Below are 14057 nucleotides of genomic sequence, written 5' to 3'. Positions count from 1 at the left end.
ACTCTCACTGTCAGCGCCCGGCTTGACCGGGCGACCCAGTATACATCGACCTCGGCGATGAACACACCCGCCAATGTCTACTGGATCACCCGCTTTCGCGGGTGATGACAATTGAGAATTTGGCAGGCCTTACCGCGCATCTTCCAAAATCATATCCGATGCTTTTTCCGCGATCATGATCACCGGCGCATTTGTATTGCCCGACATCAGGTCCGGCATGATCGACGCATCGATCACCCGCAGGCCTTCGAGCCCGCGCACGCGTAGCCGCTGATCCACCACCGCCCGCGCATCGCTGCCCATGCGGCATGTCGATGTCGGGTGATACACCGTGCTGCCGCGCTTACGGCAATAGGCCAGCCAATCCTCATCGGTGACCGTGCCTGGGCCAGGCTCGACTTCCCTCGTAATGAACGGCTTCATGGCCGGGGCATTGAGAATGTTGCGCAGGATCTTGAGCCCTTCGACATTCGCGGTGCGATCCGTTTCCGTCGCCAGATAATTGATGCGGATCTCCGGCGGCATCGATGGGTCGGCGCTCTTGATCTTGAGCGAGCCACGGCTTTCCGGCCTGAGCTGGCACACCGAGGCCGAATAGCCTGAGAACGGATGCAGCTTCTCGCCCATCTTGTCCGTAGAGAACGGCAGAAAGTGGATCTGGATATCGGGCGATGCCATGCGCGGATCGGTCTTGAAGAATGCGCCGGTGGTGCCGGCGGCGTAAGTCAACGGCCCCTTGCGGAAAGCTGCGTATTGCAGGCCCATCATCATCCTGCGAACGGGATTGTTGACGAAGTCGTTCAACGTGATCTTCTGCGGGCACTCCATCACCATGCGGACCTGCATGTGATCCTGCAGATCGGCGCCGACACCGGGTGCATCCAGCAGCACGTCGATGCCGTGCTGCCTGAGCAGATCCGCCGGGCCGACACCGGAGAGCTGCAGCAATTGCGGTGAGTTATAAGCGCCGCTCGACACCAGCACTTCCTTGCGCGCGAACGCGGTCTTGACCTGACCATGTTGCTTGAATTGCACGCCCACCGCGCGCTTGCCTTCGAATACCAGCCGCTGCGCCGGCGCATCGGTCTCGACACGCAGATTGCCGTGGCCGTTCTTCAGCGCCGGCCGCAGATAAGCACGCGCGGTGGAGGCGCGGCGACCGCCCTTTGTCGTTGTCTGAAACCAGCCGGCGCCTTCCTGCGTCGCGCCGTTGAAATCGTTGTTCACGGGTAGGCCGGTCTGCGCGGCAGCAGCGATGAAGGCTTCCGACAGCGGATCCGGGCAGCGCGAATCCGACACCGGGAGCGGGCCACCGACACCGTGATAATCATCCGGCCCGCGCGTCTGGTTCTCGGCCTTCTTGAAATAAGGCAGCACATCGTCATAGCCCCAGCCGGCATTGCCGAGCTGACGCCAACGATCGTAGTCCTCGTGCTGGCCGCGCACATAGAGCAGGCCATTGATGGACGAGGAGCCACCAAGCACTTTGCCGCGCGGCTGGAACACCTTGCGATCGTTCAGGCCGGGCTCGGGCTCGGTCTCATACATCCAGTTGACGGATTTTTCCTTGAACAGCTTGCCGTAGCCGAGCGGGACATGGATCCAGATATTGCGATCCTGCGGGCCGGCCTCGAGCAGCAGCACCGAATATTTGCCCGACGCCGACAGACGGTTGGCAAGCACGCAACCGGCCGAGCCGGCACCCACGATGACGTAATCAGCCTCGATGGCATCCGCCGGCGACCGTCGCGCCGACGCAGTTGAATCGCTCATGTTTCCCCCGAATGGTTTTCGCGAAGTGAAAACGGAAATCACCGGGAAGGCAACAGGCGGAGCGACGCGACATGGCGGGCATGCGCGTCCCTCTCCCGCGAAAAACGGGGAGAGGTTAGAGCTCATCTATATCGGGCAATTGCCAATGCGCTGACATCCAGCTCCGACGCCTTGCCGGCGAGCTGGTCGGACAGCACACGCGCGGTGCCGCAGGCCATGGTCCAACCGAGCGTGCCATGGCCAGTGTTGAGATGGAGGTTGCCGAACTTCGTCGGGCCGACGATGGGCGGACCATCGGGTGTCATCGGGCGCAAGCCGCTCCAGAAGGTCGATTGCGCGAGATCGCCCGCTTTCGGGAACAGATCGGTCAGCGACTTGTCCAGCGGCAACCGGCGCGGCGCGGTCGGCTCAGGCGTGTAATTGCCGACCTCCGCCGTACCGCCGACGCGGATGCGATCGCCGAGGCGGGTGATCGCCACCTTGTAGGTCTCATCCATGACCGTCGATTCCGGGGCCACAGTCGCGTCGGTGATCGGCACCGTGAGCGAATAGCCCTTCACCGGATAGACCGGTGCATCGATGCCGAGCGGACGTAGCAGCAGCGGCGAGAAACTGCCGAGCGCCATCACATACTGATCGGCCGTGAACACGCCCTTGTCCGTCCTCACCTGCGCAACGCGGCCACCGCTGACATCCACCGACTTGATCGTCGTCTCGTAGACAAACTTGACGCCAAGACCGGCCGCGATCTTCTCCAGCGCCTGCGTGAACAGATGGCAATCGCCGGTTTCGTCATCGGGCAGGCGAAGCCCGCCGATGAACAGATCCTGCACGCCGGCCAGGCCCGGCTCATATTGCACGCAGCCGGCTTTATCGAGTACCTGATACGGCACGCCATACTGCTTCAGGATCTCGATATCACTGGCCGCACCATCGAGCTGCTTCTGCTTGCGGAACAGCTGCAGCGTGCCCTGGCTGCGCTCGTCATAGGCGATGCCGGTGTCGGCGCGCAGCGCGCGGAGCTGATCGCGGCTGTATTCGGCGATACCGACCATACGCGACTTGTTGAGCGCGTAGCGTTCACTGGTGCAATTGCGCAGCATCTGCAGCATCCAGCGCCACTGATAGGGATCGACCTGCGGACGCACGACCAGCGGACCATACTTGTCCATGATCCAGCCGACCGCCTTTTGCGGCACGCCTGGTCCTGCCCAAGGCGACGCATAGCCCGGCGACACTTCGCCGGCATTGCCGAACGAGGTTTCCAGCGCCGGGCCGGGCTGACGGTCGATCACCGTCACCTCGAAGCCCGCTTTGGCGAGATAATAGGACGTGGTGACGCCGATCACACCGGCGCCGAGAACGAGAACCTTCATAGTGCAGTCATCCCAGCACGACCGCGCCAGCGCGTGTCGATTTCCTCAGCATAAATCCGTTCATAACGGCGACCGAGCGATGTCAGCATCTCATAGCCGATGGTGCCAGCTGCCGATGCGAGATCGTCGATGGTCTGATGGCCGCCGATGATTTCCACTTGCGAACCGCGTGCCAACGCGCCCTCCGGGAGTTCGCTGCAATCGACGATCAGCGAATCCATCGAAACACGCCCTGCCACCGGCAGCCGTTTGCCGCGGAAATAGACCGCGCCATTGGTGCCGAAAGCGCGTTGCAGGCCGTCGGCATAACCGATCGCGAGCGTCGCCAGCCGCGTCGGCCGGACCGTCTCCAGCGTCCAGCCGTAGCCGACATGCGCACCGGCCTCGACATCGCGCACCTGCACCACTTGTGCTGTCAGCCGCAGCACCGGCAGCATCGGATTGACCTGACCCGGTAGGGGATTGATGCCGTACAGCGCAGCACCCGGCCGCACGAGGTCGTGGTGAAAGCCGCCGCCGATAAAGATGCCGGAGGAATTCGCGAGTGATTTGCGGCCCCCTGGAAACCGCTGCGCCAGCGCGGCAAATGTGTTCTGCTGATATTCATTGGCAGGATGCGCGGCTTCGTCGGCACAAGCGAGATGGCTCATCACCAGCGTGACATCGATGCCGGGCAAAGGAGCCTCGACAAACTGCGTGACTTCGCGCGCGGTCATGCCGAGCCGTGACATGCCGCTATCGACCTGCACCACAGCGGCCAGCTTCCGCCCGGATTCCCGCGCCTGCTGCGACCAAGCCTGCGCCTGGTCGAGCGAATTCAGCACCGGCACGATGCCGACCGCGGCGCAGTCGCCCTCGCCGCCGAGCGGCAGACCGTTAAGGACATAGATCGTCACATCGCGCGGCAGCTGTCGGCGCAGATCGAGCGCTTCATCGAGATGGGCGACAAAGAAGGAGCGGCAACCGGCCTGATACAGCGCAGGAGCGACACGGTCGGCACCGAGCCCATAAGCGTCTGCCTTGACCACGCCTGCGCAGGTGACGGTCGGCCCGACCTTGCCGGCGAGCAGGCGATAATTCCGTCCGATCCCTGCGAGATCGATGGTCAGCACCGCGCTGGCGTGCTGCACAACGTCATTCATGTCCACCCGCGCCAGCATGACCGCCAACCTCCATCCGAGGACCAACGAGTCACTATCTCACCCCGTTAGCGGCGCTTTACGGCGATTGTGGCCACTGATACGATCTCAAGCGCCGGATTCCGGCGATTTTATTTGCTGTAGTAGTGAATTTCTGCACTTTGAGGGAACCATGGCCCCCGACCTCGATTCCATCGACCGCAAGATCCTCCGCGAGGTGGTGCAGGATGCACGTATCAGCCAGATGGCACTGGCCGAAAAAGTCGGCCTGTCACCCACCGCCTGCACCCGCCGGCTGGGCGCGCTGGAAAAGAAGGGGATCGTCCGCGGCTATGCCGCCGAGATCGATGCATCCGAGCTCGGCTACATGATGACGGTGCATGTCCACATCACCCTGGACAAGCAGAGCGAGGATGCCCTCTCCGCCTTCGAGCGCGCGATCGCGCAGTGCCCGGATGTGGTGTCCTGCTATCTGATGTCCGGCAATGACGACTATCTCGTCCATGTGCAGGCGCGCGACATGCAGGATTACGAGCGCATCCACAAACAGCATTTGTCGCGCATGCCCGGCGTCTCGCGCCTGCATTCGAGCTTTGCGATGCGGACCGTGGTGAAACGCGGCGTGTCGCTGTCAGCGCTGAAGGGGTAGCTGCTTCTTAACCTCTCCCCGTTCTTTTACGGGGAGAGGTCGTCCGGCGAAGCGTAGCGTAGCCGGGCGGGTGAGGGGCATGGCACACGATATCAACGTGAAGTACTCTATCGGATCGCACCGTTCTTCGATCCGAGAGCACAATCATGTGGCTGGCCTCGTGCCATGCCCCTCATCCGACCGCGCTTCGCGCGGCCACCTTCTCCCCGCGCAAGATGCGGGGAGAAGGAAGCAAGCGCGCTTAGTTCGGATGCAGCCCCGGCGCTTCCTGACCGGTGCGCTCGACATATTCCGTATAGCCGCCGCCATATTGATGAATGCCATCCGGCGTCAGTTCGAGCACGCGGTTCGACAGCGCCGCCAGGAAGTGGCGGTCATGCGACACGAACAGCATGGTGCCTTCGAAATCCGCGAGCGCCTTGATCAGCATTTCCTTGGTGGCCATGTCCAAGTGGTTGGTCGGCTCGTCGAGCACCAGAAAGTTCGGCGGATCGAACAGCATCTTGGCCATCACCAGGCGTGCCTTCTCGCCGCCTGACAGCACGCGGCAGCGCTTCTCCACATCGTCGCCGGAAAAGCCGAAGCAGCCGGCCAGCGCACGCAAGGTGCCCTGCCCCGCCTGCGGAAACGTATCTTCGAGATTCTGGAAGATGGTGCGCTCGCCATCGAGCAGGTCCATCGCGTGCTGGGCGAAATAGCCCATTTTCACGCTGCCACCGATGGTCACCGATCCCGTGTCGGGCTCGGATGCACCCGCCACCAGCTTCAGCAGCGTCGACTTGCCGGCGCCGTTGATGCCCATGATGGCCCAGCGCTCCTTGCGGCGGACCATGAAGTCCAGCCCGTCATAGATCACCTTGCTGCCATAGGCCTTGTTGACGCCTTTCAGCGCAACGACATCTTCACCCGAACGCGGCGCCGGCAGGAAGTCGAAGGCCACGGTCTCGCGGCGCTTCGGCGGCTCCACCCGCTCGATCTTGTCGAGCTTCTTGACCCGGCTCTGCACCTGCGCCGCATGCGACGCGCGCGCCTTGAAGCGCTCGATGAACTTGATTTCCTTGGCGAGCATCGCCTGCTGACGCTCGAACTGCGCCTGCTGCTGCTTCTCGTTCATGGCGCGCTGCGCCTCATAGAACTCGTAGTCGCCGGAATAGGAATTCAGCGAACCACCATCGATCTCCATGATCTTGGTGACGATGCGGTTCATGAATTCGCGGTCATGCGAGGTCATGAGCAGCGCGCCTTCATAACCTTTCAGGAATCCTTCGAGCCAGATCAGGCTTTCGAGATCGAGATGGTTCGACGGTTCGTCGAGCAGCATCACATCCGGGCGCATCAGCAGAATGCGCGCCAGCGCCACGCGCATCTTCCAGCCGCCCGAGAGCTTGCCGACATCGCCGTCCATCATCTCCTGCGAGAAGGACAGGCCGTCCAGCACCTCGCGTGCGCGGCCTTCCAGCGCGTAGCCATCGAGCTCCTCGAAGCGCGCCTGCACCTCACCGTAGCGGGCGATGATCTCGTCCATCTTGTCCATCTGGTCCGGATCGGCCATGGCCGCTTCCAGTTCCTTCAGCTCGGAGGCGACGACACTCACCGGGCCGGCGCCTTCCATCACCTCGGCCACCGCGCTGTGGCCGGACATCTCGCCGACATCCTGACTGAAATAGCCGATGGTGACGCCGCGCTCGACCACCACCTGGCCTTCGTCCGGCAGCTCGCGGCCGGTGACCAGCCGGAACAGCGTGGTCTTGCCGGAGCCATTGGGGCCGACGAGACCGATCTTCTCGCCCTTCAGCAGCGCGCCGGCGGCTTCGATGAAGACGATCTGATGACCGTTCTGCTTGCTGATATTGTCGAGGCGGATCATGGGCAGGCGAACTCGCGGGGCAAATGGGAAGGCCCCGCAATAAGGCATCGGGCCACCCCGCGAAAGGATATTTTGCGCTGCAAACGCCGATTGGGCGGCTATGCTGCGCCGGTAACTCAGGAATGAGGGGGCCATCCATGACGCAGACCATTCAGCCGACACCCGCCACCGTGCATTGGGGCTATTTCGACGCCAAACAGGCGCCGATCGCCACCATCGAGCCTGGCGAGACAGTCGTCATGACCAGCGTCAGCGGCAATCAGGACCACCTCCCGACAGACGCCAGCATGACGCCGCGCCCGGAACTGCTGGCCGTTATCGCCTCCGTAAAACCCGATCTCGGACCGCATATTCTGACGGGCCCGGTGGCCGTGCGCGGCGCCGAACCCGGCGATGCGCTGCGCATCGAGATCCAGGATGTCCAGCTCGCCGATGACTGGGGCTACATGCTGTTCCGCCCGGGCATGGGTACCCTGCCCGACGATTTCGACTATTTCCGCCGCATCCATATCGGGCTCGACCGCACCAACAACATCGTCAAGACGCCATGGGGCATCACGCTGAAGGCGCAGCCCTTCTTCGGCGTGATGGGTACCGCGCCGAAGCCGGAGGTCGGCCGCGCCTCCTCGACCATGCCATCGCATTTCGGCGGCAATATCGACAACAAGGAGCTCGGTGCCGGCAGCGTGCTTTATCTTCCGGTCTGGACCGTAGGCGGGCTGTTCTCCTGCGGTGACGGACACGCCGTGCAAGGCGATGGCGAAGTCTGCGTCACTGCGGTCGAGACCGGCCTCACCGGCACCTTCAAGATCGACCTCGTCAAGAACGCGAAGCTCGAAGCGCCCTATGCCGAGACGAAGGATCACCTGATCACAATGGCCTTCGATCCCGATCTGGACGAAGCCGCCCGCATCGCGCTCCGCCGCATGGTGGCGATGATCGTCGCCCGGACGACGCTGTCGGCAGAAGACGCCTACATGCTCTGTAGCCTCGCCGCCGATGTCCGCGTCACCCAGCTCGTCAATATCGAGAAGAGCATTCACGTGGTGTTGCCGCTGGACGTCATCGCACAAGCGAAGCGGTGACCCACAACTAATGGCAAGTCCGATCCTGGCGCCCGTGCAGCCTGCTATCCCGCCGTCGTTTCAGATCCACTGGTCGCCAGTATCGTCCGACGATGCCAAGGCCATGGCTTTTCCCAACTGCCGCCTATTGGCCGTCTGGCCAGCTCCAGTGAACCACGATGTCTGCTTCAAGGAGGCTGGTTTCACCCTATTTGGAGATAATGACGCTGCGTGGGACCGGGCTGCCGAAGAGCTGTTGAGGCGTGCGATAGAGTATCTTTCCCGGACCGGTGCTGTAACGCTTGTTAGCAAGCCTCTTCGAGATCGCATGCCCTGGTATCGACGACTGTTTCGAACAGGCCGGGAATTGCCTTTGCAGCAACAAGCGCTGCTTCCCATGCATTGGGACTCGCTACCGTGCTTTCACGCACGGTTCGGAGACGACGGGGCTGCCCTACGGACCGGAAACGGGCACTTTCTGCTGTGGATCAGCTTGCCGAAGAGCGCTGCAGACACTGCGGAATTCGTCACGACGATCGCAGGACCGTGGCCGGTGATCGAGACCGAGTTGCGCTGGGCGGCCTTGCTCCCTGCGACGCCCGATGATGCCCGCTCCCACATGCGGCATCGCGAGACCGGTGAACACCAACCGTCCTAGTTGATCGCCTCTTTGAGACGGCATTGGAAATAAGCCTTTGAGCCGGGCTCGGTCCCTTGCAACCGACAGAAGGCATCGTGCCGGTCATTGATCATGCGCGACGTGCAGCCGCCGGTCGATACGATCAGCAGCATCCCCAGCAAGATTCGGGAGATGCACATCATTCCCAGAGCCCGACACGCGCCTGGCGGGCACGCGCCTCGAGCTCCCGATAATCGTCGCGCGCTTTGGCGAGGCCTTCCTTGACCAGCAAGGCACCGACATCGAGGCCGGCAATGCGACACACCTCAAAACCGGGCGCTTTCGGCTGGCAGACGACCACCCCGTCCTGCAAAGCGGACCGAAGCTCGGCATGTGCACGTTGACCACATGGCCAGGAACGTCCGCTTGTCGTGACGCAAACCTCTGTAGCGGGCGGCGCCTCGATCCCCCAAAGCCGAACCGTACGGCCGTTCAGAACGAGCGAGCCACCATCGATGACTTGAACGTCTGCGGCAGCAGTCGGAGCCACGCCAACAAGCCAGCCGAACAGACCGATGGACAGGATGCGAGCGTGCGTCAATTTCATGTCCAGTCCCGCTTCTGCTGGAAAAGCCCATAGCAATTGTGATCCCGCGGCCCCATGGCATGCGCCACGAATGATCTTCGCCACTGCAGATAACCCATCAGAGCCACCACGGAGCGCGTCGAGCTCGATGTGACGCCGAATGACAACTGCTGAAGTGCGTAGCGCGCGCCTTTGACGTCGATCCATGCCTCGTCAACTTCGTCAAGCAGACCGAAGAGGCGCTCTTTTTCAGAATCCACATAATTCATCTGAAATGAATTGAAGACGAACGTATCGTTCTGACGTGCACGCAAACCCTCCGGCACGACGCCTTTCTGAGCCTCGCGCAGCAGCTCCTTATAGCGCCCGCCAAAATCGTGGATCAGCAACGCGCTGACGTCATCGTAGACGAAATCGAGCAATGGCAGATCGCAGAACGGCGACGCATCGACAAGCGACTTGCTGTCGAAATGCGGTTGCGTCACCGCGCGCGGCGCCGAGAAATATCCCCAGTCGTCACAGATAATTCCGTTGCCAGCGAAGGCCGTCTCGTTCTGATGCCGTTCAAGCGAATAATGCGTGAGGCTTCGTCCACATCGCAACCATGGAACGTCGCTGGTCAGCGTACGCTCCATGCTCACGTCGCTCACATCCCACGGATTCCAGCCGCGCGAGAGCCAGCTCTGTTGCAGCGCGCGATGCAATTCAGCTGGAAGCTGGCAAACGAGGCTTTGCCAGGCGACGCTGACCTGCCCTCGCGCCAACAGCCGACTTGCCTCCGGCAAAGCATTCCGGAACGCACGATATTCCTTGCGCTTCAGCAGATAGGGAAGAAACGCCGGGGCGCGGAGAAAAAGCTGATCGGCGCCGAAGCCAGTGAAAACATAGGCATGCGGCTCCGCAAGTTCTGCGACCGCGCGCGAGAAGATGTCACCGAACCAGAAAAAATCACTGGGCTCGTCCGAATAGCAGGGCACGTCCGGCGTCCCGACAGGAAGCGCCTCCGGGGGCAGCACCGTGAGGTCAATGCCGTAGCGGTCTGCGACATCGCGTGCATATCGCTCGCTGACCGCGTGCGACGGCAGGTTCGGCTGCGAGAACATCACGCCACGGATGCCGCTCGATATCTGCTCGCCGAGCAAACATGCAATGAACGACGAATCCAACCCTCCCGAGATCTCGACGCAGATGCGCGCATGGGGGCGCGCCGCGATCCGGGTCTTGATCGCATCACGCAGCAGATGGAGTACTCGCTCCGCCACATCTTCGCGGCGCTGGTCGGGATCAAGGAGATAGGCATAGTTGCGACGCACGAGTTGCTGGCGCGCCATGCTTGCGCCGATCGACACAAGCTCGCCGGGCCGGACACGCAGGACACCTTTGAGAGGTGTATCCTGCGAAAAGAACTGATAGCCCGGCACGATCAGGACATGACGCGCGAAATAGTCCTCGTTCCACTCCGTAGTTGCTGTATCCCAGAAGGCGAACAAACGATTGGCAACCAGCCCGTCGGCTTCCCGGTAGTAAATCTGGAACTGCGATGTAAAGCTCTTGAAGGCATGAAGGGTGTCTCGTCCTCGCACCAACGCGACGAAGTCACCTTCGACACGCGCCAGAGCCGCCGGGCCGTCGCGATCGACGATCTGGACAAGACGCAACAATGCCTCTGGCCCAACGTCTCCTTCTACCCTCTGAACGATACCTTCGATCTGGATCGTCCCCTCACGCCATGCCAGCGATACCGCGATTGATGACGTCGTCGGGTCACCACGCATGCCGATCGGCCGATCCGCCTCGCCAGTGTCTAAAGTGGTCATTGCATCTCCCGGGCGAGGCCAGTTAGCTGTAAAGAATGGATCGGGAAGGGACGCATCGAGATGAGTGCCGTAGTTCTGTCGTTGTCGCATTTTTCAACGAAGCTGTTGGGCATCGACCGCACTGTCCGCATGTTTCACTGGGTGGGCGAACGAATGAGAGCCGGCGCACGCGCTGGTGACCTGAGCGCACAGACGATTGCCGCGCGAGCGCTGCAGGGTCTGAATGTTCTGCCGATGCGCATCGAATGTCTCGATCAGGCAATCGTCGTATGGTTCAGCCTCAACCGTCACGGCCATCCCGCAACCCTCCGGATCGGCATGCGCCTGTCGCCACTATCCGGCCATGCCTGGGTGACCTGCGGCACCGACATGTTCGTGACGACACCGGGAATGGAGGACTTCACCGTCGTAGCCACCTATGATCCATGGCCGGGCCTCAGCCTGCAACAATCCGAGCCAGCTTGACACGCACGAGGTCGCGCGTGAGTTCGTCGATGTCGCTCCGGATCTCTGCGGCGGGCGCGTCATAGTTCTCAGCGAACCACGCGACAGCGTGATCGACGCCACCTTCCAGCCCGCGCTTCAGCATCTCCGCTGCGGTGTCGTTAAGCCCGTAGGACTCCCCCGTCCGGACCGAGAACAGCACGCTTTTTCCTTCGATGGTCGTAAGGCTGGTGCCGGGCGTCAATTCGATGCGCATCAAAATTCCTTTCTGCAAAATGGCTAATTGATTGGCGAGAGCGTCACGTCGTCGTGCGACATCGCAGTCTGCTGACGCCAGAGTCGCGCATAGAGTCCATTCTGTGACAGCAGCCCGCTGTGGGTGCCCTGCTCGATCACGCGGCCCTCGTCGATGACCAGAATGCGGTCCATGCGCACCAATGCCGACAGCCGGTGAGCGATGCTAATCACGGTCTTGTCTGCCAGCAACGTGTCCAGCTCGGCACCGATCGCCTGCTCGGCCTCGCTGTCGAGCGCAGATGTCGCCTCATCGAGGATGACGATGGGCACATCCTTGATCAGCGCCCGAACGAGCATCAGGCGCTGCCTCTGTCCGCCCGAGAGCTTGCCGCCGCGCTCCCCCACGATGGCATCGAGGCCGCCATGGCCGTCCTCATCCTTGATGGCAGCAACGAACGCTGATGCCTGCGCGCGATCCAGCGCATCCAGCAACTCTGCATCCGATGCATCGGGCTTGCCGCAAAGAAGATTGTCGCGGATCGAGCGGTGAAACAGCGAGACATCCTGCGTGACAACGCCAATCCGCGCGCGCAGGCTCTCTGCAGACACCGTCTGAATATCCTGCCCGTCGATACGGATAGTGCCGGACTGTATATCCACGAGCCGCAGGAGTAGCGCCACCAGCGTGGATTTTCCGGCGCCAGATCGGCCAACGATGCCGAGTTTTTCCCCCGGAGCTATGTCGAGACTAAAGTTCTGAAAAACGGGCGGCCGGTTGGCGTATCCGAAGCTGATCCGGTCGAAAGCGACGCGCCCCCGCTTTGCTTCAAGGGATGGTGCCGCGTCGTCGTCTGTCCTGTCATTGGGCGCCGCGATCACCGACATTCCTTGCCGGATTTCACCGAGATTTTGGTAGATGCCGGCGACTTCCCAGGCGACCCAGCCACCGGTATTGGCGACCTGCCAGACCAGCGGTAGCGCCATGGCAACGGCTTCCGCCGAAATCGCCTGATGCAGCCAAAGGAACGCACCGATCGCCGCTGTTCCCAGCAGAAGCATGGTATTGAGAAGCGTGAGCCGCGTCATGAAGCCGGTGACGATTTCCATATGGCGGGCCTGCGCGTCGTCATGCGCCAGCAGTGCCTTGCGAACCGGCCCATCCACCGTCGCCGCCACGCCAAACAGCTTGACGGTCAGAATATTTCCGTAGGCATCGACCAGCTCCGCCATCAGGCGGGAATATCGCTCGGCATTCTCGTCGGCCCTGCTCCGCAAACGCGGCACGAAAGCACGCAGAAGCAGCGCGAATCCGGCGAACCATGCCAGAACCGGCAAGGTCAGACGCCAGTCGGCGCTTCCGAGCAACACCATGCTCATCAGGCCATACATCGACAGATACCAAACGGCACGGATCGTGGCTTCGGCCACTTCGCGTAGCGCCCCGGGTGTCTGCATGACCCAGTGCGCAAGCCGGCCCGGCGAATCTCCCTGAAAGAAGCTCCAGCTCTGACGCGTGACGCGCCAATAGCTGATCCAGCGCATGCGCGAGGTGACACCGGGAATGAGAAAGGCGTTTCTCAGGCGCAGATCGATCCAGATAACGAATGGCCGGACCAAACCGATCACGAGCAGCAGGATGAGCAGGACCGGCCAGCGCTCATGCCAGGCGGCCCAGCGATCGGCCTGCCCGACGAAGCCCACCATCTTCCCGATAAACACGGCCACGAGCGCGTCTGCACAGGCGACGCCGAGGCCACAAAGGAAAAGCCAAAGAAAAATCGTGCGATGCTCGGCGAGAAAATAGTAGCAAAAGCCGAACAATGAGGCCGGCGGGACCGCCGGCGGTGGCGGAGCAGTGATGACCGGACGCCGCAACCAGACCATTAACGGACATCGCGCCGCGTGGGCATCTCGCGATCCCGGAGGGGCGAAAGCCCGGATTTTGAATCATTCACCAACGCAAACATAGTCCATGGCCTCGCCAAAGCAGGCTGTTCGCTAACTACAGTCTTCCAGGGAAAGCGCGACATGCCGCACAAACGGCATGTCGCATTCGGCTACTTACTTGAAAAAGCCGGAATACTTCTTGCCGTCGGTGCTCGGACCGGTCGAATTCGACTTGATCAGATCCATCTTGCCGAGTTGAACAAGAGCGGGCTTCTCATACTTCTTCACAATATTCTCCCTTGAAAAAATAGCGCCTTCGGAGCGCCAACTGAAATTGCCTGCCAAGAAGACCAAAGTAATCCTCAATTTGAAGGAAGCGTTATCTTCGGACAGACGCTAAACTATTGCGCTTCTGGTTTTCCAAGTCCACGGGTCCTGATCCTGAAATCGTGCTGATACACATTCTAGGGTCACTCACGGCTGAACAAAGGCCGGACGATATCAACTGGAGTGCGCGTTTAACAACATCTCAAACATCAAGCGCCACTCGCTCACGCACCAATTTGATGATTGCGACCGCGACCTCGCATCCATCGCAC

The 14057-nt window shown here is 61.5% G+C and carries 11 protein-coding genes; 3 read left to right on the top strand and 8 right to left on the bottom strand.

Features of this window, described 5'->3' with window-relative positions; translation table 11 throughout:
• Positions 1-129 precede the first annotated feature (129 nt).
• From RPMA_RS02560 to alr, 3 genes are all read right to left on the bottom strand, one after another.
• Entirely contained in the window at positions 130-1773 is a 1644-nt protein-coding gene (locus tag RPMA_RS02560; protein WP_211911398.1) for a GMC family oxidoreductase, read from the bottom strand.
• Between the two features lie 122 nt (positions 1774-1895).
• Complete coding sequence (locus RPMA_RS02555) at positions 1896-3149, bottom strand: D-amino acid dehydrogenase (protein WP_211911397.1); 1254 nt, start codon at positions 3147-3149, stop codon at positions 1896-1898.
• Complete coding sequence (alr, locus tag RPMA_RS02550) at positions 3146-4309, bottom strand: alanine racemase (protein ID WP_249225519.1); 1164 nt, start codon at positions 4307-4309, stop codon at positions 3146-3148. Before alr ends, RPMA_RS02555 begins: the two co-directional genes overlap by 4 nt.
• A gap of 151 nt (positions 4310-4460) precedes the next feature.
• Between alr and RPMA_RS02545 the strand changes: the two genes are divergently transcribed.
• Positions 4461-4937 (top strand): Lrp/AsnC family transcriptional regulator, encoded by a 477-nt coding sequence (locus RPMA_RS02545; protein ID WP_211911396.1) that lies wholly within the window; start codon positions 4461-4463, stop codon positions 4935-4937.
• 241 nt (positions 4938-5178) lie between these two features.
• Here the strand turns inward: RPMA_RS02545 and RPMA_RS02540 are convergent, their stop codons facing one another.
• Positions 5179-6804 carry an ABC-F family ATP-binding cassette domain-containing protein gene (locus tag RPMA_RS02540; RefSeq protein WP_211911395.1) on the bottom strand — a complete coding sequence of 542 codons (1626 nt, stop codon included), beginning with the start codon at positions 6802-6804 and terminating at the stop codon, positions 5179-5181.
• 137 nt (positions 6805-6941) lie between these two features.
• Between RPMA_RS02540 and RPMA_RS02535 the strand changes: the two genes are divergently transcribed.
• On the top strand, positions 6942-7889 hold the full coding sequence (locus tag RPMA_RS02535; RefSeq protein WP_211911394.1) for an acetamidase/formamidase family protein: 948 nt from the start codon (positions 6942-6944) through the stop codon (positions 7887-7889).
• Between the two features lie 797 nt (positions 7890-8686).
• Here the strand turns inward: RPMA_RS02535 and RPMA_RS02530 are convergent.
• On the bottom strand, positions 8687-9094 hold the full coding sequence (locus RPMA_RS02530; RefSeq protein ID WP_211911393.1) for a thermonuclease family protein: 408 nt from the start codon (positions 9092-9094) through the stop codon (positions 8687-8689).
• Positions 9091-10848, bottom strand: coding sequence for an asparagine synthase-related protein (locus tag RPMA_RS02525; protein WP_211911392.1), 1758 nt, complete (start codon positions 10846-10848; stop codon positions 9091-9093). Before RPMA_RS02525 ends, RPMA_RS02530 begins: the two co-directional genes overlap by 4 nt.
• 102 nt (positions 10849-10950) lie before the next feature.
• On the opposite strand from RPMA_RS02525, the gene RPMA_RS02520 reads away from it, so the two are divergent.
• The gene (locus tag RPMA_RS02520; RefSeq protein ID WP_211911391.1) at positions 10951-11355 is read left to right on the top strand and encodes a lasso peptide biosynthesis B2 protein; all 405 of its coding nucleotides are present in this window, start codon (positions 10951-10953) and stop codon (positions 11353-11355) included.
• Here RPMA_RS02520 and RPMA_RS02515 read toward each other — a convergent pair.
• Positions 11327-11590 carry a PqqD family peptide modification chaperone gene (locus tag RPMA_RS02515; protein WP_211911390.1) on the bottom strand — a complete coding sequence of 88 codons (264 nt, stop codon included), beginning with the start codon at positions 11588-11590 and terminating at the stop codon, positions 11327-11329. The genes RPMA_RS02520 and RPMA_RS02515 overlap by 29 nt on opposite strands.
• A 23-nt stretch (positions 11591-11613) precedes the next feature.
• Entirely contained in the window at positions 11614-13296 is a 1683-nt protein-coding gene (locus RPMA_RS02510) for an ABC transporter ATP-binding protein (RefSeq protein WP_249225518.1), read from the bottom strand.
• Between the last annotated feature and the right edge of the window lie 761 nt (positions 13297-14057).

It is taken from the genome of Tardiphaga alba (genome assembly GCF_018279705.1).
Classification (GTDB): Bacteria; Pseudomonadota; Alphaproteobacteria; order Rhizobiales; family Xanthobacteraceae; genus Tardiphaga; species Tardiphaga alba.
The sequence above is the reverse complement of the archived record's forward strand: the minus strand, read 5'-3'. Positions and strand labels throughout refer to the sequence as shown.

Excerpts from the sequence above, each read along its gene's own strand:
- RPMA_RS02530 (WP_211911393.1), bottom strand. The coding sequence starts at position 9,094 with ATGAAATTGACGCACGCTCGCATCCTGTCCATCGGTCTGTTCGGCTGG.
- RPMA_RS02555 (WP_211911397.1), bottom strand. The coding sequence starts at position 3,149 with ATGAAGGTTCTCGTTCTCGGCGCCGGTGTGATCGGCGTCACCACGTCC.
- RPMA_RS02560 (WP_211911398.1), bottom strand. The coding sequence starts at position 1,773 with ATGAGCGATTCAACTGCGTCGGCGCGACGGTCGCCGGCGGATGCCATC.
- RPMA_RS02545 (WP_211911396.1), top strand. The coding sequence starts at position 4,461 with ATGGCCCCCGACCTCGATTCCATCGACCGCAAGATCCTCCGCGAGGTG.
- RPMA_RS02540 (WP_211911395.1), bottom strand. The coding sequence starts at position 6,804 with ATGATCCGCCTCGACAATATCAGCAAGCAGAACGGTCATCAGATCGTC.
- RPMA_RS02525 (WP_211911392.1), bottom strand. The coding sequence starts at position 10,848 with ATGCGTGGTGACCCGACGACGTCATCAATCGCGGTATCGCTGGCATGG.
- RPMA_RS02515 (WP_211911390.1), bottom strand. The coding sequence starts at position 11,590 with ATGCGCATCGAATTGACGCCCGGCACCAGCCTTACGACCATCGAAGGA.
- RPMA_RS02520 (WP_211911391.1), top strand. The coding sequence starts at position 10,951 with ATGAGTGCCGTAGTTCTGTCGTTGTCGCATTTTTCAACGAAGCTGTTG.
- alr (WP_249225519.1), bottom strand. The coding sequence starts at position 4,309 with ATGCTGGCGCGGGTGGACATGAATGACGTTGTGCAGCACGCCAGCGCG.
- RPMA_RS02535 (WP_211911394.1), top strand. The coding sequence starts at position 6,942 with ATGACGCAGACCATTCAGCCGACACCCGCCACCGTGCATTGGGGCTAT.